General features: G+C 60.4%; 17 protein-coding genes. 6 read left to right on the plus strand and 11 right to left on the minus strand.

Annotated elements, in window-relative coordinates:
- The first annotated feature begins 37 nt into the window (after positions 1-37).
- Positions 38-610 (plus strand): xanthine phosphoribosyltransferase, encoded by a 573-nt coding sequence (locus tag BVK86_RS11190; protein ID WP_075946495.1) that lies wholly within the window; start codon positions 38-40, stop codon positions 608-610.
- A gap of 130 nt (positions 611-740) precedes the next feature.
- Here BVK86_RS11190 and BVK86_RS11195 read toward each other — a convergent pair whose 3' ends face one another.
- From BVK86_RS11195 to dadA, 6 genes are all read right to left on the minus strand, one after another.
- Positions 741-2663: an acetyl-CoA hydrolase/transferase C-terminal domain-containing protein gene (locus BVK86_RS11195; protein ID WP_075946496.1), complete on the minus strand. Its 1923-nt coding sequence runs from the start codon at positions 2661-2663 to the stop codon at positions 741-743.
- A gap of 139 nt (positions 2664-2802) precedes the next feature.
- Positions 2803-3216, minus strand: coding sequence for a c-type cytochrome (locus tag BVK86_RS11200; RefSeq protein ID WP_075946497.1), 414 nt, complete (start codon positions 3214-3216; stop codon positions 2803-2805).
- Between the two features lie 182 nt (positions 3217-3398).
- The gene (locus BVK86_RS11205; protein ID WP_007947433.1) at positions 3399-3947 is read right to left on the minus strand and encodes a cupin domain-containing protein; all 549 of its coding nucleotides are present in this window, start codon (positions 3945-3947) and stop codon (positions 3399-3401) included.
- 127 nt (positions 3948-4074) lie between these two features.
- Complete coding sequence (alr, locus tag BVK86_RS11210) at positions 4075-5148, minus strand: alanine racemase (protein WP_075946519.1); 1074 nt, start codon at positions 5146-5148, stop codon at positions 4075-4077.
- A gap of 96 nt (positions 5149-5244) precedes the next feature.
- On the minus strand, positions 5245-5598 hold the full coding sequence (locus tag BVK86_RS11215; RefSeq protein ID WP_075946498.1) for a RidA family protein: 354 nt from the start codon (positions 5596-5598) through the stop codon (positions 5245-5247).
- On the minus strand, positions 5570-6874 hold the full coding sequence (gene dadA, locus BVK86_RS11220) for a D-amino acid dehydrogenase (protein WP_075946499.1): 1305 nt from the start codon (positions 6872-6874) through the stop codon (positions 5570-5572). The genes BVK86_RS11215 and dadA overlap by 29 nt, the downstream gene beginning before the upstream one ends.
- Positions 6875-7031: 157 nt before the next feature.
- On the opposite strand from dadA, the gene BVK86_RS11225 reads away from it, so the two are divergent.
- Positions 7032-7520 carry an Lrp/AsnC ligand binding domain-containing protein gene (locus tag BVK86_RS11225; RefSeq protein ID WP_007975155.1) on the plus strand — a complete coding sequence of 163 codons (489 nt, stop codon included), beginning with the start codon at positions 7032-7034 and terminating at the stop codon, positions 7518-7520.
- Between the two features lie 128 nt (positions 7521-7648).
- Here BVK86_RS11225 and BVK86_RS11230 read toward each other — a convergent pair whose 3' ends face one another.
- Positions 7649-8002 (minus strand): YkgJ family cysteine cluster protein, encoded by a 354-nt coding sequence (locus BVK86_RS11230; RefSeq protein WP_075946500.1) that lies wholly within the window; start codon positions 8000-8002, stop codon positions 7649-7651.
- 147 nt (positions 8003-8149) lie between these two features.
- On the opposite strand from BVK86_RS11230, the gene BVK86_RS11235 reads away from it, so the two are divergent.
- Positions 8150-9442 carry an NAD(P)/FAD-dependent oxidoreductase gene (locus tag BVK86_RS11235; RefSeq protein WP_075946501.1) on the plus strand — a complete coding sequence of 431 codons (1293 nt, stop codon included), beginning with the start codon at positions 8150-8152 and terminating at the stop codon, positions 9440-9442.
- A 123-nt stretch (positions 9443-9565) separates the two neighbouring features.
- Here BVK86_RS11235 and BVK86_RS11240 read toward each other — a convergent pair whose 3' ends face one another.
- A complete protein-coding gene (locus BVK86_RS11240; RefSeq protein WP_075946502.1) occupies positions 9566-9811 on the minus strand; it encodes a DUF1127 domain-containing protein in 246 nt (81 codons plus the stop codon).
- 180 nt (positions 9812-9991) lie between these two features.
- Here BVK86_RS11240 and BVK86_RS11245 point away from each other — a divergent pair, with 180 nt between their 5' ends.
- Together BVK86_RS11245 and BVK86_RS11250 are read left to right on the plus strand one after the other, a co-directional pair.
- Positions 9992-11425, plus strand: coding sequence for an aminotransferase-like domain-containing protein (locus tag BVK86_RS11245; protein WP_075946503.1), 1434 nt, complete (start codon positions 9992-9994; stop codon positions 11423-11425).
- A 60-nt stretch (positions 11426-11485) separates the two neighbouring features.
- A complete protein-coding gene (locus BVK86_RS11250; protein WP_075946504.1) occupies positions 11486-13054 on the plus strand; it encodes a phospholipase D family protein in 1569 nt (522 codons plus the stop codon).
- Here BVK86_RS11250 and BVK86_RS11255 read toward each other — a convergent pair.
- Positions 13051-14196 (minus strand): MFS transporter, encoded by a 1146-nt coding sequence (locus tag BVK86_RS11255; RefSeq protein WP_075946505.1) that lies wholly within the window; start codon positions 14194-14196, stop codon positions 13051-13053. The genes BVK86_RS11250 and BVK86_RS11255 overlap by 4 nt on opposite strands.
- A 192-nt stretch (positions 14197-14388) precedes the next feature.
- Entirely contained in the window at positions 14389-15882 is a 1494-nt protein-coding gene (locus BVK86_RS11260; RefSeq protein WP_075946506.1) for an aldehyde dehydrogenase, read from the minus strand.
- A 236-nt stretch (positions 15883-16118) separates the two neighbouring features.
- Between BVK86_RS11260 and BVK86_RS11265 the strand changes: the two genes are divergently transcribed.
- Positions 16119-16481 (plus strand): cupin domain-containing protein, encoded by a 363-nt coding sequence (locus tag BVK86_RS11265; protein WP_075946507.1) that lies wholly within the window; start codon positions 16119-16121, stop codon positions 16479-16481.
- Between the two features lie 130 nt (positions 16482-16611).
- On the opposite strand, the gene BVK86_RS29315 is transcribed toward BVK86_RS11265, so the two are convergent.
- A partial coding sequence (locus BVK86_RS29315; RefSeq protein WP_139315762.1) for an integrase core domain-containing protein occupies positions 16612-16707 on the minus strand: 96 nt, incomplete at its 5' end.

Genomic DNA, 16707 nt, shown 5'->3' on the forward strand with positions numbered 1-16707 from the left:
CCTTAGGGCGTACAACGCGCCAACAGAGGACAGCTTCATGGAAGCCCTGCACCAGAAAATCCGCGAACAAGGCATCGTGCTTTCCGACCAGGTCCTGAAGGTCGACGCCTTCCTGAACCACCAGATCGACCCGGCCCTGATGAAGCTGATCGGCGACGAATTCGCCACGCTGTTCAAGGACTCGGGCATCACCAAGATCGTCACCATCGAAGCCTCGGGCATCGCCCCGGCGATCATGACCGGCCTGAACCTCGGCGTGCCGGTGATTTTCGCCCGCAAGCAACAGTCCCTGACCCTGACTGAAAACCTGCTGTCGGCGACCGTTTACTCGTTCACCAAGAAGACCGAAAGCACTGTGGCCATCTCCCCGCGCCACCTCACCAGCAGCGACCGCGTGCTGATCATTGATGACTTTTTGGCCAATGGGAAAGCGTCCCAGGCGCTGATCTCGATCATCAAACAGGCTGGCGCGACAGTTGCCGGCCTGGGCATCGTGATCGAGAAGTCGTTCCAGGGTGGCCGTGCGGAGCTGGATTCGCAGGGTTATCGCGTTGAATCGCTGGCACGCGTCAAGTCGCTGGCTGGGGGCGTCGTGACCTTCATCGACTAACGCCGCCACACCGCAACCCCCTGTGGGAGCTAGCCTGCTAGCGATGGCGTCGTGTCAGTCACCACCTTCATGACCGACAGACTGAAATCGCTAGCAGGCTAGCTCCCACAGTTGGTTTTTGGGTGGGCAGTTATTGCGCAGTGGCCTTGAGGCCCGTGAGCAGCAAACGCTGGTACAAATCTTCTTTCAGCCCTTGAGGGCTCGTCAGCCGCATGCGCTGCAGATGCTCAGGAAAGGCCGAAGGTTGCGGCGCATCCAGCGCAGCCTTGCCCAACTCCAGCACTTCGCTCAGCTTGAACTTGCTCTTCAACCAGTTCAGCGCGCGCAATACATCCCGCTCCACGTCGGTGAAATCACAGCCCAACGGGTATTCCGGAAACAGCTGCGCATGCCGTGCCTGAATCGCCTGCAAACGTTCTGGGCGGTTGTCGTTGAAACGCGGATCAAGGCGGAAATCCTTCGGTAGCTTGCCAATCTTTTGCGCCTGTTCGATCAGCCCTGGCTGGAAGCGTGAGTCACTGATATTGAGCAAGGCTTCGATCACCGCCGCATCGGTCTTGCCGCGAAGATCGGCAATGCCGTATTCGGTGACCACGATGTCGCGCAGGTGCCGCGGGATCGTGCAGTGGCCGTACTCCCAGACGATATTGGAACTGACCTCGCCGCCCGACTCGCGCCAGCTGCGCAGCAGCAACACCGAGCGTGCGCCTTGCAGCGCATGGCCTTGCACCACAAAGTTGTACTGCCCGCCGACGCCGCTGAGCACGCGGCCGTCTTCCAGCTGATCCGCCACCGCAGCGCCCAACAGAGTCACGGTGAACGCCGTGTTGATGAACCGCGCATCGAGGCGCTGCAGGCGCTTGAGCTCTTCCTGGCCGTACAACTCGTTGATGTAGCTGATGCGGGTCATGTTGAATTCGAGCCGCTTGCTCTGCGGCAACGCTCGCAAGCGCTCATAGAAACTGCGCGGCCCGAGAAAGAAACCGCCATGCACCGAGATGCCGTCGGTTTGCGCCGCCTCGTCGAGGGTGCCGGCATTCGCCTGCTGCTGGGTGGGCACGTCCGGATACACCTTGCGCCTCACGATGCCTGCATCAGCCAGCACCAGCAGACCGTTGACGAACATTTCGCTGCAACCGTAAAGGCCTCTGGCGAACGGCTCAATGCCGCCTTCGCGCTCGATCAGTTGCGCCCACTGGCTGAGGTTCACGTCCGCCAGCAAAGCTTTATAACCGTCATTGTCGGCTTGCCGCGCCAGCAACGCCGCCGTCAGCGCGTCGCCCATGGAACCGATACCGATCTGCAACGTGCCGCCATCGCGCACCAATGTACTGGCGTGCAGGCCGATGAAATGGTCCTGGAAGCCCACCGGCATGTTTGGAGTGGAGAACAGGGTGGTGCTGTCCTTCTTGTCGATCAACAGGTCAAAGGTATCAATGCCGACCTCTGCATCACCGGGCATGTAAGGCAACTCATCGTGCGCCTGGCCAACCATCAGGATGGTCTCACCGGCCGCCCGGCGTTTGGCGATCATCGGCAACAGGTCGAGGGTGATGTCCGGATTGCAGCTGAGACTCAAGCGGTCGGGATGATCAGCATGGCTGGCAACCAGCTGCGCCACCAGGTTCAATCCGGCGGCATTGATGTCCCGGGCCGCATGGCTGTAATTGCTGCTGACGTAGTCCTGCTGCGCCGACGCACTGTTGAGCAGGCTGCCCGGCTGCATGAAAAACTGCTGGATGTGGATGTTGGCGGGCAGATTGTCGTGCTGCAGGCCGGCGAGAAAATCCAGTTCCGGATAATCACCAAAAACCCGTTCGACAAAGGGTTCGAGAAAGCGCTTTTGCAGCCCGTCACCCAACGCAGGGCGGCCGAGGCACAGGGCGGTGTAGATCGTCAGTCGCCGCTCCGGCAATTGCGCGATGCGTTGATACAACGCGTTGACGAAGTGGTTGGGTTTGCCCAGCCCCAAGGGCAGGCCCATGTGAATATGCGCCGGCAATCGTGCCAGCACATCCTCGACCGCTTGCTCGATAGAACACAGCTGCACCATCCGATCCTCCCTTCCATTCCATGACGTGGGGTTGGACCGAGCTTGCCGGGTCTTTGCTGCAATAACCAGCCTCGGGCGGCAAATCGCGGGCATAAAAAAGCCGCTCGAAAGCGGCTTTTTCGCGCAAGAGGCAGGCGTGTTACAGGCCGGACATCTCTTTGATGGCGCCCTTCAGCTCTTCATCGGTGCAGTCGGCGCAGGTGCCTTTCGGCGGCATTGCGTTGATACCGGTAATGGCTTTGGCCAGGATGCCGTCGAGGCCGCCCTGGTGGTCGGCACGTTCTTTCCAGGCCGCCTTGTCGCCGATTTTCGGCGCGCCCAACAGGCCGGTGCCGTGGCAAGCGTTGCAATGTTTTGCAATAACGTCTTTAGGTGCTTTGGCACCACCACCACCGCCGGCAGCAGCGGCGACTTCCATGCCCTTGCACTCTTGACCGGTCACACAGACCTGGCCAACCGGCTCCAGGCGCTTGGCAATCTCGTCGTTCGTCGCAGCTTGAGCGCTGGCAGCCCAGAGGGCCAATACGGTTGCTGGTACAGCCAGCATTTTCATAATTAGGTTCACGCGTTCACCCTCAATGGTGGCTAGTCACGCCTACGGCCACGGTTCGCAGGCGGGCGCAAGTATAGCGGTAAGCCCGCGACACTGAAACAACCCCAAAGTCGAAGGGGTCTTGTTGTGCAACGGTAAAACGTCTCGGGTGCCTCGGCCGTGCTGGCAGGGCGCCTCTTTTGTTAAAAATTTGCCGGTGTTGCTGCGCTGATTAGTCGCGCCGGTGCATCGAACGGATTACGGAAACGATGGGGCTTGGTACTTTCAAAGTAGTAGCTATCGCCGGCTTCGAGCACAAAAGTTTCCAGCCCGACCACCAGCTCCAGCCGCCCTTCCACCAAAATGCCGGTCTCCTCGCCCTCGTGGGTGAGCATCTCATCACCGGTGTCGGCACCTGGCGGGTAGATTTCATTGAGGAACGCGATCGCCCGGCTCGGGTGCGCCCGGCCGACCAGTTTCATGGTCACTGCGCCATCGGAAATATCGATCAGCTCGTTAGCCTTGTAGACGATCTGAGTCGGTTTTTCCTGCAGGATTTCTTCGGAAAAGAACTCGACCATGGACATGGGAATCCCGCCCAACACTTTCCTCAGCGAACTGATCGAGGGACTGACGCTATTCTTCTCGATCATCGAAATCGTGCTGTTGGTGACGCCCGCGCGTTTGGCGAGTTCACGCTGGGAAAGACCTTTGAGCTTGCGGATCGATTGCAGTCGTTCACCGACGTCCAAGCTTGCGCCTCCAGGATTCAGATTGTTGGAATAGTGAGCGTTATCATGGCGACAGCGTTCAGTATTTACAACACTTTGGCCTGAATCCTGTTCGGCGAGGCGACTTCCGGCCCCCCCTCGTTCTGCGCTAGCTGCCGGAATAGAGCAGTGGCACCCGACGCAGATTGCAGAAGATCTGGTAAGGAATCGTGCCAGCGGCCATGGCCACATCACTGGCGAGGATGTTTTTGCCCCACAATTCGACCGTTGACCCCAGGCCTGCTTGCGGGATATCGGTCAAATCAACGCACAGCATGTCCATCGACACCCGGCCAATCAACTGGCTGCGTTGTCCGGCGACCAACACCGGCGTACCTGTCGGGGCATGACGTGGATAACCATCGGCGTAACCCATCGCCACCACGCCGACGCGCATCGGCTTGGGGGTGATGAATTTCGCACCATAACCAATCGGCTCGCCGGCCGGCAATTCACGCACACTGATCACTTTCGATTCGAGGGTCATCACCGGTTGCAGCCGAGAGGCCATGGCGTTGGCCTCCTCGAAAGGCGTGGCGCCATAGAGCATGATGCCCGGGCGCACCCAGTCACTCGGGATTTGCGGCCAGCCCAGCACTGCCGGCGAGTTACGCAAGCTGACTTCGGCGGACAAACCCTGACGCGCCGCTTCGAACACCGCCGCCTGCTCGGCGCTGGCCTGACTGTTCAATTCATCGGCCCGGGCAAAGTGGCTCATCAGCACGATTTTCGCGACGTTGCCGCTGGCCAGCAGCCGTTGATAGCCCGCCTGATAATCCTTCGGATGCAGACCCACCCGGTGCATGCCCGAATCGAGCTTGAGCCAGACGTTGATCGGCTTGCTCAACGCGGCCTTTTCGATCGCCTCGAGTTGCCACAGCGAATGCGCCACGCACCATAAGCCGTGCTCGACGATCAGCGGCAACTCATCGGCTTCAAAAAAACCTTCCAGCAACAACACCGGCGCACGAATGCCCGCAGCACGCAGCTCCAGGGCCTCTTCGATACAGGCCACGGCGAAGCCGTCCGCCTCGGCTTCCAGCGCCTGGGCGCAACGCACCGCGCCATGGCCGTAGGCATCGGCCTTAATCACAGCAAGGGCTTTGGCCCCGGTGATTTCACGGGCGATCTGGAAGTTGTGACGCAGGGCTTGAAGGTCGATCAGGGCACGGGCAGGGCGCATGGCGGCAGACTTCTGGTCGGTCGTTTGGAAGAAAAACCGGCGCTGGCTGACGGCGTATACCGCCAGCAGCACCGGAAGAGGGATCTTTACTACGGTTTACGGCAGCGCGGCGACGATCGAAATCTCGACCAGGATGCTTGGCTTGGCCATTTTCGCTTCGACGGTGGCGCGAGCCGGGGCGGCGCCCTTTGGCAGCCACTGATCCCAAACAGAGTTCATCGCGGCAAAATGCGCATCGATGTCGTTCAGGTAAATCGTTGCCGACAGCAGATGTTGCTTGTCAGTCCCGGCCAGATCGAGCAGACGCTCGATGTTGGCCAGTACATCGCGGGTCTGCTGTTCGATCCCGGCGTCGAAATCGTCGCCAACCTGTCCGGCCAGATACACCGTGCCGTTGTGGGTGACGATCTGGCTCATGCGCTCATTGGTGAGCTGGCGCTGGACTGACATGCTTTGCAGACTCCTGGGTTTTGCTGCCATAACGGGAAATATCGAGGCCTTCGGCGCTGATCTGTGGCTTTTTCCTGGCCATCAGATCAGCCAGCAACCGACCCGAACCGCAGGCCATGGTCCAGCCGAGTGTGCCGTGACCGGTGTTCAGGAACAGGTTCTTGAACGGGGTGGCGCCAACGATCGGCGTGCCGTCGGGGGTGGTCGGACGCAGGCCTGTCCAGAAACTGGCCTCGGCCAGATTGCCGCCCTGAGGATAAAGGTCGTTGACGATCATCTCCAGGGTTTCACGCCGACGCGGGTTCAGCGACAGGTCAAAACCGGCAATCTCCGCCATGCCGCCGACGCGAATGCGGTTGTCGAAACGAGTAATCGCGACCTTGTAGGTCTCGTCGAGAATGGTCGAAGTCGGCGCCATCGCCGGGTTGGTGATCGGCACGGTCAGCGAATAGCCCTTGAGCGGGTACACCGGCGCCTTGATCCCCAGCGGCTTGAGCAGCTGCGGCGAGTAGCTGCCGAGCGCCAGCACGTAGCGGTCGGCGGTTTCCAGCTTGCCGTCGATCCACACGCCGTTGATACGGTCACCGGCGAAGTCCAGGCGCTGGATGTCCTGGCCGAAACGGAATTGCACGCCGAGGTTGGCAGCCATCTCGGCAAGCTTGGTGGTGAACATCTGGCAGTCGCCAGTCTGGTCGTTCGGCAGGCGCAGGGCACCGGCGAGAATATCAGTGACGCTGGCCAGAGCCGGCTCAACGCGGGCAATGCCCTCGCGGTCGAGCAGTTCGAACGGCACGCCGGACTCTTTCAGCACGGCGATGTCTTTCGCAGCACCGTCCAGTTGAGCCTGGGTGCGAAACAGTTGGGTGGTACCCAAGCTGCGGCCTTCGTAGGCGATGCCGGTCTCCAAGCGCAATTCGTCGAGGCAGTCACGGCTGTACTCGGACAGACGGACCATGCGCTCCTTGTTCACCGCGTAACGGCTGGCGGTGCAGTTGCGCAGCATCTGCGCCATCCACAGGTACTGATCGATATCGGCGGTGGCCTTGATCGCCAAAGGTGCGTGGCGCTGCAGCAGCCACTTGATGGCCTTGAGCGGCACGCCCGGCGCGGCCCACGGCGAGGCATAACCCGGCGATACCTGGCCGGCGTTGGCGAAACTGGTCTCCATGGCAGCAGCCGGCTGCCGGTCGACCACCACCACCTCAAACCCGGCACGCGCCAGATAGTAAGCACTGGTGGTACCGATGACGCCGCTACCCAAGACCATAACGCGCATTTTCATTTCCCTCATCGCGGCGAACCGCTGACGTTTATTGTTCAGAGCTTCAGATGTGCGCAGTGTAAAAAAGATCTGCCAGTGCTTTTCACTATATAAGCGCCTATATTTGGCGACAATTCTCGGCAAAAACCCTTTTTACGGAGGCGCATCCCCTATGCGTACCAATACTCAAACCAAACGGGAACTGGACAAGATCGACCGCAATATTCTGCGGATCCTGCAAGCGGACGGGCGTATCTCTTTTACCGAACTGGGGGAAAAGGTCGGGCTCTCGACCACACCCTGCACCGAACGGGTCCGCCGGCTGGAGCGCGAAGGGATCATCATGGGCTACAACGCGCGGCTCAATCCGCAGCATTTGAAGGGTAGCTTGCTGGTGTTCGTCGAGATCAGCCTCGATTACAAATCCGGCGATACGTTCGAAGAGTTCCGACGCGCCGTGCTGAAGCTGCCCCACGTGCTGGAGTGCCATCTGGTGTCAGGGGATTTCGACTACCTGGTGAAGGCGCGGATTTCCGAGATGGCCTCATACCGCAAACTGCTGGGCGACATCCTGCTCAAGCTGCCGCATGTGCGCGAATCCAAGAGTTATATCGTGATGGAAGAGGTGAAAGAGAGCCTGACCCTGCCGATACCGGACTGACATTTGTGGTGCTGCTATCGCCAGCAGGCTGGCTCCCACAGGTTAGGTGGTGAACAAACATCTGTGGTTCACCTGCATTCCCTGTGGGAGCTAGCCTGCTAGCGATGCGGAAAACTCGGTTCGAGGATCTAAACCAACACCTGCCGGTTGGAAGCCATGTATTCGAATATCTGCTTCTCGACTCTTGGATGAATCAATTCCACCGGCCCGCGCTCATTGGGGCACGGCAAGGTCTTGGTGGTGCCGAACAACCGACAGATCAGCGGGCGCTCGTCATACACCGTGCAGCCGTTCGGCCCGAGGTGAACGCAGTTGAGCTCATCCATGGCCGCATCCTGCTCGGCCCGGGTCTTGCGCGGCAGGCGCGACATTTCTTCCGGCGAGGTGGTCACGGGCCCGCAGCAGTCATGGCAGCCGGGCACGCACTCGAACGAGGGGATCTGTTGGCGCAGCGTGCGGATTTTCTGGCTGTTGCAACTCATTGAAGCCTTGACCGAAAGCGGAATAGAACCGGATTCTGACGCAAAACCCTTGATCCAGACAGCGCCAACCGACCAGTGTTGCCCGTCCGGGAAGGTCCGGCTTATGCTCCGTCAAATTTTCTAAACATAGCCATCAGGATGACGCGCATGAACGCCCGTGCCCAGCACACTGCCTCCTATTACGCGGCCAGCAGCCTGCCGCAACCGGATTATCCGGCGCTCACAGGTGAAATGGTGGCCGATGTGTGCGTGGTCGGCGGTGGTTTTTCAGGGTTGAACACGGCGCTGGAACTGGCCGAGCGCGGCCTCAGCGTGGTCCTGCTCGAAGCCCGCAAAATTGGCTGGGGCGCCAGCGGCCGCAATGGCGGGCAGTTGATTCGCGGCGTCGGCCATGGCCTCGATCAGTTCACCCACGTGATCGGCACCGACGGCGTGCGGCAAATGAAACTCATGGGCCTGGAAGCCGTGGAAATCGTCCGCCAGCGAATCGATCGATTTCAGATTCCTTGCGACCTGACGTGGGGCTATTGCGACCTGGCCAACAAACCCAGCGACCTCGAAGGTTTCGCCGAAGATGCCGAAGAACTGCGCAGCCTCGGTTATCGCTATGAAACCCGCCTGCTGCAACCTGAAGACATGCACACGGTGGTGGGCTCCGACCGTTATGTGGGTGGCCTGATCGACATGGGTTCCGGGCATCTGCAACCGCTCAACCTGGCGCTGGGCGAAGCGGCGGCTGCGCAGCAACTCGGGGTGCAACTGTTCGAGCAGTCCGCCGTTACCCGCATCGACTACGGCCCCGAGGTCAAGGTTCATACCGCCCAAGGCTCGGTCCGCGCCAAGACGCTGGTACTCGGTTGCAATGCCTATCTCAGCGATCTCAACCCGGAACTCAGCGGGAAGGTGCTGCCCGCCGGTAGCTACATCATCGCCACTGAACCCCTGAGTGAAGAATTGGCCCACGCCCTGCTGCCTCAAAACATGGCGGTCTGTGATCAGCGAGTGGCACTGGATTACTACCGACTCTCGGCGGACCGCCGCTTGCTGTTTGGCGGCGCCTGCCATTATTCCGGTCGGGACCCAAAAGACATCGCGGCCTACATGCGGCCGAAAATGCTGGAGGTTTTTCCACGCCTGGGTGATGTGAAGATCGATTATCAATGGGGCGGCATGATCGGCATCGGCGCCAACCGCCTGCCGCAAATCGGCCGACTCAAGGACCAGCCGAACGTGTATTACGCCCAGGCTTATTCCGGTCATGGCGTGAACGCCACGCACCTGGCGGGCAAGCTGCTGGCCGAGGCCATCAGTGGTCAACACAGCGGTGGATTCGACCTGTTTGCCAAGGTGCCACACATCACCTTCCCGGGCGGCAAGCATTTGCGCTCGCCGTTGCTGGCGTTGGGGATGCTTTGGCATCGGCTTAAAGAGTTGGTTTGAGAAATTTCCTGCGCCTGTAAGGCCGTCATCGCGAGGAGGCTCGCTCCCACAAGGGATTTGCGTCGATCACAAATCCAGTGCGCGCGCTTGCCCGCGACAAGGCCCTGCAGAACACCGCAAAAGTCATATCCGCCAGAATGGCTTCAACCCCTCCTCCTGCGCCTGCTCTCGCGTCAGCCCGATGTCCTTGAGCTGTTCAGGCGTCAGGCTCAGCAACGCTTTGCGCGTGTGCAGGCGTTGCCAGAACAGATCCCAGCGACTCAGGCCGGACGGCGCGTTGCGCATCAGCGCATTGCGTGCGTGGTCCTTTTGCCCTGTCTCCAGTTCCTGACTGTGTAACGTCAGCCGCACATCGCTCAAACCGTTCATTTTTGAATGCTCCTGTTTACTTGGGTAGCCAGAGATTCCATGATGCGCGGAAGACAAAAAGCGTTACAGATTCAAAGCTCCTGTATTATCTCCATACAGATTTGCTGATTTTGGCTCTGAATCCCGTATTTTTGCTTCATCTGTACTGGTTAATCGAAATACCCACATCGAGGCTGCGCCATGACCCTTTACGTCAATCTCGCCGAATTGCTCGGTACGCGTATCGAACAGGGCTTTTATCGCCCCGGTGATCGTCTACCGTCGGTTCGGGCATTAAGCGTTGAACACGGGGTCAGCCTGAGCACCGTGCAGCAGGCATACAGGGTGCTCGAAGACAGCGGGCTGGCCATGCCGAGGCCCAAGTCGGGGTACTTTGTGCCGGCCAGTCGCGAACTGCCGGAGTTGCCGGCGGTGGGTCGTCCGGCCCAGCGTCCTGTGGATATTTCGCAGTGGGATCAAGTGCTGGAGCTGATTCGCGCGGTACCGCGCAAGGATGTGGTGCAACTGGGACGCGGCATGCCGGACATCACCACGCCCACCCTGAAGCCGCTATTGCGCGACCTTGCGCGAATCAGCCGGCGTCAGGACATGCCCGGGCTGTATTACGACAACATTCACGGCAACCTCGAACTGCGCGAGCAAATCGCCCGGCTGATGCTCGATTCCGGCTGTCAGCTGGGCCCCGGCGAACTGGTGGTGACCACCGGTTGCCACGAAGCGCTGTCCACCAGCATCCGCGCCATCTGCGCGCCGGGAGACATCGTGGCCGTGGACTCGCCAAGCTTTCACGGCGCCATGCAAACCCTCAAGGGCCTGGGCATGAAAGCCCTGGAGATCCCCACCGATCCGCTCACGGGGATCAGTCTGGATGCTCTGGAACTGGCCTTGGAACAATGGCCGATCAAGGCCATACAGTTGACCCCGAACTGCAATAACCCGCTGGGCTACATCATGCCGGAGTCGCGCAAACGCTCGCTGCTGATGCTCGCACAGCGTTTCGACGTGGCAATCATCGAAGACGATGTGTATGGCGAACTGGCCTACACCTACCCGCGCCCACGTACGATCAAATCCTTCGACGAGGACGGTCGTGTCCTGCTGTGCAGTTCCTTTTCCAAAACCCTCGCGCCCGGCTTGCGCATCGGCTGGGTCGCGCCGGGGCGTTATCTGGAACGGGTGCTGCACATGAAATACATCAGCACCGGCTCCACGGCACCGCAGCCGCAAATTGCCATTGCCGAATTTCTCAAGGGCGGCCACTTCGAGCCGCATCTGCGGCGGATGCGCACGCAATACCAGCGTAATCGCGACCTGATGATCGACTGGGTCAGCCGCTACTTCCCCGCAGGCACCCGTGCCAGCCGTCCACAAGGCAGCTTCATGTTGTGGGTGGAACTGCCGGAGGGCTTCGACACGCTGAAACTGAATCGTGCCCTGTACGATCAGGGCGTACAGATTGCCGTCGGCAGTATCTTTTCCGCCTCTGGCAAATACCGCAATTGCCTGCGCATGAACTACGCTGCCAAACCAACGGCACAGATTGAAGAGGCCGTGCGCAAAGTCGGCGCCGCCGCCATCAAGCTGCTGGCCGAGACCGACGGACTGACCGACTGACCTTTCTGCGAATATCAGCGTCCATATGCCAACTTCTGCCGCCAACCGGAACGATCCCACGTGAGAGTCAAACAGCCCCTGCTTGCTCTTGTGTTACTCGCGTCGCTCCTCGGCGGCTGCGCCAGCTTCGACGTACAGCGTGAACCGAGCCAGGCACTGCCGGCGAGCGCCTCGGCGTTTGGGCGTTCGGTCCAGGCCCAGGCCGCATCCCATGAAGGCAAATCGGGCTTTCGCTTGCTGTCCGACAGCACCGAGGCGTTTACCGCCCGTGCCGAATTGATCCGCAACGCCCAAAGCAGCCTCGATCTGCAGTACTACATCGTGCATGACGGCATCAGTACGCGAATGCTGGTGGAGGAACTGCTCAAGGCCGCTGACCGGGGCGTGCGTGTGCGGATCTTGCTCGACGACACCACCAGCGATGGCCTGGATCGCACCATCGCCACCCTCGCAGCGCATCCACACATCCAGATTCGCGTGTTCAACCCTTTGCATTTGGGGCGCAGCACCGGCGTCACGCGAACCATGGGCCGGCTGCTCAACCTTTCGCAGCAGCACCGGCGCATGCATAACAAGTTGTGGCTGGCCGACAACAGCATGGCCATCGTCGGCGGACGCAACCTGGGGGACGAGTACTTCGATGCCGAGCCCAACCTGAATTTCACCGACATCGACATACTGGGCGTCGGCCCGGTTGCCGAGCAGCTCGGACACAGTTTCGACCAATACTGGAACAGCGCATTGAGCAAACCGATCGATGCGTTCGTCTCCAGCAAGCCGACTGCCGAGGATCTGCAAACTACCCGCACGCGCCTGGAAGAATCGCTGGAGGAATCCCGCAGGCAGAATCACGCGCTATATCAGCAGTTGATGAAGTTCGCCACTGAACCGCGTCTGGATATTTGGCGCAAAGAGCTGATCTGGGCCTGGAACCAGGCTTTATGGGATGCGCCGAGCAAGGTGCTGGCCAAGGATGAGCCCGATCCGCAATTACTGCTGACCACGCAATTGGCGCCAGAGCTCAATGGCGTCAGCAAAGAACTGATCATGGTTTCGGCTTACTTCGTGCCCGGCAAACCGGGGCTGGTGTTCCTCACGGGCCGCGCCGATGCCGGGGTGTCGGTGCGACTGCTGACCAACGCGCTGGAAGCCACGGATGTACCGGCGGTGCACGGCGGCTACGGGCCGTATCGCAAGGCGTTGCTGGAACATGGCGTGCAGCTTTTCGAGCTGCGTCGCCAGCCTGGCGATGAAGGCGGCAGCGGGCCCCGGCTGTTTTCCAGCCGGTCCTATGGCGAGTCCGCCTCGAGCCTGCACAGCAAAGCGATCATCTTCGACCAGAAGAAATCCTTCATCGGCTCTTTCAATTTCGACCCGCGCTCGGTGCTGTGGAACACCGAAGTCGGGGTGCTCGTGGACAGCCCCGAACTCGCGGCCCGAGTCCGCGAGCTTGCATTACAGGGCATGGCGCCGCCCCTCAGTTATCAGGTGAAACTGGAGAACGACCAGGTGGTTTGGGTGACCGAAGACGACGGCCAAATGCACACCTTGACCAGGGAACCGGGCAGTTGGTGGCGGCGCTTCAATGCGTGGCTGAGTGACACAGTCGGCCTTGAGCGGATGCTCTAGGCCGGCTCCGCCACCGCGCCACATGCCCCTTGGCGCGACACCACGATCAATACACCCAGCGCTCCTGCCGCCATCAACCACGGCAACGCGTGCCCGCTCACCCACTGACTCCCGGCACCGGCCAGCAACGGCCCGACCAGACACCCGATCCCCCACAACTGTGCGATGTGCGCATTGGCCCGAACGAGCGCGTCATCACGATAGCGTTCACCGATCAGAATCAGCGACAGGGTAAACAATCCACCGGCACTGGCCCCGAACAGCACCCACAACGGCCAGATCAGGAGTGTGTCGATCAGCATCGGGATCGCCAGGCTCGACACCAGCAGCACCACCGCGCAACCGGTGAACAACGCCCGCCGCGACAGACGATCGGCCAGCGCACCGATCGGCAATTGCAGCACTGCATCGCCGACCACCACCGTACTGACCATGGCCAGGGCGATTTCCGTGGTGAAACCCTGGCGCAGGCAGTACACCGGCAGCAGCGTCAGGATCATCGCTTCGAATGCGGCGAACAGCGACACCGCCCAGGCAATCGCCGGCAGGCCACGACAGAACCCAAGCAGATCCCTGAACGTCACGCTGCTGGCCTCACTGCTCGGCGCGCCGCTGCGGCCCAGCAATAGAAACGGTGCAGCCATCAGCAAGCCGACGCCGACCCAAAAGCCATAATCGTGATCGGTACCCATGAAACCCAGCAACACCGGCCCGGCCAGCTGACTTAACGCATAACTGCTGCCATACAACGCCACCAACCGCCCGCGCCATTGCTCGACCACCAGCTGGTTAATCCAGCTTTCACCGATGATGAAGACAAGGGTCAGGATCACCCCGATCATCAGTCGCAGCACCAGCCAGATCGGGTAGCTCGGCAACAACGCCAACAACCCGATGGACACCGCACCGGCCCACAGGCACAGGCGCATCAGATTGGCGGTGCCAAGACGCGCCGCCAGATGACTGGAAATCTTCGCGCCCACCAGCACGCCAATGGCCGGCATGGCCGCCATCACGCCGATGGCGAACGAGCCGTAACCCCAGCTTTCCAGGCGAAACGACACCAGCGGCATGCTGACGCCGAGGGCCAGGCCAACACTCAAGACAGACGCCAACACGGCGAAATACGTCGCCCAACGCATGTTCCACGCTCCTGTGGAAAATTATTGTTAGAGGCCACATCAAGCAAATGTGGGAGCGAGCCTGCTCGCGAATACGGTTTCACATTCAGCACATCGGCTGACTGATACACCGCTTTCGCGAGCAGGCTCGCTCCCACAGGGGATCTGCTTCGTCTGAAGGATCTGCTCTCGCGAACGGACCCTCCTAACGGCTTACAACTTGATCCAGGTCGCCTTAAGCTCGGTGTACTTGTCGAACGCGTGCAGCGACTTGTCGCGGCCATTACCGGACTGCTTGAAGCCACCGAACGGTGCGGTCATGTCGCCGCCATCGTACTGGTTGACCCACACGCTACCGGCGCGCAATGCGCGGGCAGTCAGATGAGCCTTGGAGATGTCCGAAGTCCACACCGCAGCGGCCAGGCCATAAGGCGTGTCGTTGGCGATCGCCACGGCTTCCTCGGCGCTGTCAAAGGTGATGACCGACAACACGGGCCCGAAGATTTCTTCCTGGGCGATTTTCATCGCATTGCTCACACCGTCGAAAATCGTCGGCTCGACGTAAGTACCGCCGGTTTCCTGCAGGATGCGCTTTCCGCCCGCGACCAGCTTGGCGCCGTCGGTATGACCCGACTCGATGTAAGACAACACGGTGTTCATCTGCTGGGTATCCACCAGCGCGCCGACGTTGGTCGCCGGGTCCAGCGGGTTGCCCGGCTTCCAGGTTTTCAGCGCCTCGATCACCAGCGGCAGGAATTTGTCCTTGATCGAACGCTCCACCAACAGGCGCGAACCGGCAGTGCAGACTTCGCCCTGGTTGAACGCGATGGCGCCGGCAGCGGCTTCGGCAGCCTCTTGCAGGTTCGGCGCATCGGCGAACACGATGTTCGGGCTTTTGCCGCCGGCTTCGAGCCAGACGCGTTTCATGTTCGATTCGCCGGAGTAGATCAGCAGTTGCTTGGCGATTTTGGTCGAACCGGTGAACACCAGAGTATCGACATCGTTATGCAGAGCCAACGCCTTGCCGACGGTGTGGCCATAGCCTGGCAGCACGTTCAGCACGCCTTTCGGAATGCCGGCTTCAACGGCCAGGGCCGCGATGCGGATGGCAGTCAGTGGCGATTTTTCCGACGGTTTGAGGATCACCGAGTTACCGGTGGACAGCGCCGGGCCGAGTTTCCAGCACGCCATCATCAGCGGGAAGTTCCACGGCACGATGGCGCCGACCACGCCGACTGGCTCGCGCGTGACCAGGCCCAGCTGATCGTGCGGGGTAGCCGCGACTTCGTCGTAGATCTTGTCGATGGCTTCGCCGCTCCAGCTCAGGGCTTGCGCCGCGCCGGGAACGTCAATGTACAGGGAGTCGCTGATCGGCTTGCCCATGTCCAGGGTTTCAAGCAGGGCCAGCTCTTCGGCGTGCTGTTTCAGCAAGCCGGCAAAACGAATCATGGTGGCTTTGCGCTTGGTCGGCGCCAGGCGCGACCAGACACCGGAATTGAAGGTGGCACGGGCGTTTTCAACAGCGCGCTGGGCGTCGGCGGCATCACAGCTGGCAATCTTGCCCAGCAGACGACCATCGACCGGGCTGATGCACTCGAACGTCTCGGCGGAGACGGCATCGGTGTACTCACCATTGATGTAGGCGCGGCCTTCGACTTTCAGGTCTTTGGCGCGTTGTTCCCAGTCGGCACGAGTCAGGGTGGTCATGCGAGTGTCCTCCTCTTATTGAATACGACACCCGCGTTCTTCGCGGGCGCTGTCAGGAATTCTGCCCGGCCAGCCTGCTTTTCGGCTCAAGGCACCCGCCACCCTAAACCAGCCAGCCCTCATGTTTCAATATATTTGACATAAGGCCGGCAAACGGCCTTGCGATGTTCATTTTAATAAACATAGACTTTGGGACTTTCAACCACTCGCGTCGCATTCACGGGGGATTTACAACAATGAGCATCCAGAACATCGTCGATTTCAGTCAGGCCACCACCGAGCCTGAGCGCTACCGTCCAGACCCGGCCAAAGTCCTCAAGGGCGACCCCGAACAAGTGGTGTACAACCACTTCAACAGCCCTTGCGGTCAATTGAATGCCGGCGTCTGGGAAGGTGCCGTCGGCCAATGGCTGGTGAATTTCACCGAACATGAATACTGCGAAATCGTCCAGGGTGTTTCCGTCCTCCGCGACAACGACGGTAATAGCAAAACCGTTCGCGCGGGTGATCGCTTCGTGATCCCGGCCGGTTTCCGCGGCACCTGGGAAGTGCTGGAGCCGTGCCGCAAGATCTATGTGGCGTTTGAACAGAAGGCCTGAAGATTTGCCTTGTCTGGGTCGACGCTTTCGCGAGCAGGCTCGCTCCCACAGTTGATCGCATTCCAATGTGGCCGAGCCGGCCGATGCAAAACCATCAGGTGTCTAGTCCTGAAATAGGTTTACACCTGTTTCACCCTAACGCCCGATGCACCGCATCGGGCGTTTTGTATTTTAAAGAGAGGTGCGGCCGCTCTTGGTTGTAGATCGTGACGGCCTCTCGCACCAT

This window comes from Pseudomonas reinekei, from assembly GCF_001945365.1.
Taxonomy (GTDB): Bacteria; Pseudomonadota; Gammaproteobacteria; order Pseudomonadales; family Pseudomonadaceae; genus Aquipseudomonas; species Aquipseudomonas reinekei.

What these genes read in the sequence shown, in the direction of transcription:
- BVK86_RS11190 (WP_075946495.1), top strand. Translation starts at nt 38, where the DNA reads ATGGAAGCCCTGCACCAGAAAATCCGCGAACAAGGCATCGTGCTTTCC.
- BVK86_RS11195 (WP_075946496.1), bottom strand. Translation starts at nt 2,663, where the DNA reads ATGGTGCAGCTGTGTTCTATCGAGCAAGCGGTCGAGGATGTGCTGGCA.
- BVK86_RS11200 (WP_075946497.1), bottom strand. Translation starts at nt 3,216, where the DNA reads ATGAAAATGCTGGCTGTACCAGCAACCGTATTGGCCCTCTGGGCTGCC.
- alr (WP_075946519.1), bottom strand. Translation starts at nt 5,148, where the DNA reads ATGCGCCCTGCCCGTGCCCTGATCGACCTTCAAGCCCTGCGTCACAAC.
- BVK86_RS11215 (WP_075946498.1), bottom strand. Translation starts at nt 5,598, where the DNA reads ATGTCAGTCCAGCGCCAGCTCACCAATGAGCGCATGAGCCAGATCGTC.
- dadA (WP_075946499.1), bottom strand. Translation starts at nt 6,874, where the DNA reads ATGCGCGTTATGGTCTTGGGTAGCGGCGTCATCGGTACCACCAGTGCT.
- BVK86_RS11225 (WP_007975155.1), top strand. Translation starts at nt 7,032, where the DNA reads ATGCGTACCAATACTCAAACCAAACGGGAACTGGACAAGATCGACCGC.
- BVK86_RS11230 (WP_075946500.1), bottom strand. Translation starts at nt 8,002, where the DNA reads ATGAGTTGCAACAGCCAGAAAATCCGCACGCTGCGCCAACAGATCCCC.
- BVK86_RS11235 (WP_075946501.1), top strand. Translation starts at nt 8,150, where the DNA reads ATGAACGCCCGTGCCCAGCACACTGCCTCCTATTACGCGGCCAGCAGC.
- BVK86_RS11240 (WP_075946502.1), bottom strand. Translation starts at nt 9,811, where the DNA reads ATGAACGGTTTGAGCGATGTGCGGCTGACGTTACACAGTCAGGAACTG.
- BVK86_RS11245 (WP_075946503.1), top strand. Translation starts at nt 9,992, where the DNA reads ATGACCCTTTACGTCAATCTCGCCGAATTGCTCGGTACGCGTATCGAA.
- BVK86_RS11255 (WP_075946505.1), bottom strand. Translation starts at nt 14,196, where the DNA reads ATGCGTTGGGCGACGTATTTCGCCGTGTTGGCGTCTGTCTTGAGTGTT.
- BVK86_RS11260 (WP_075946506.1), bottom strand. Translation starts at nt 15,882, where the DNA reads ATGACCACCCTGACTCGTGCCGACTGGGAACAACGCGCCAAAGACCTG.
- BVK86_RS11265 (WP_075946507.1), top strand. Translation starts at nt 16,119, where the DNA reads ATGAGCATCCAGAACATCGTCGATTTCAGTCAGGCCACCACCGAGCCT.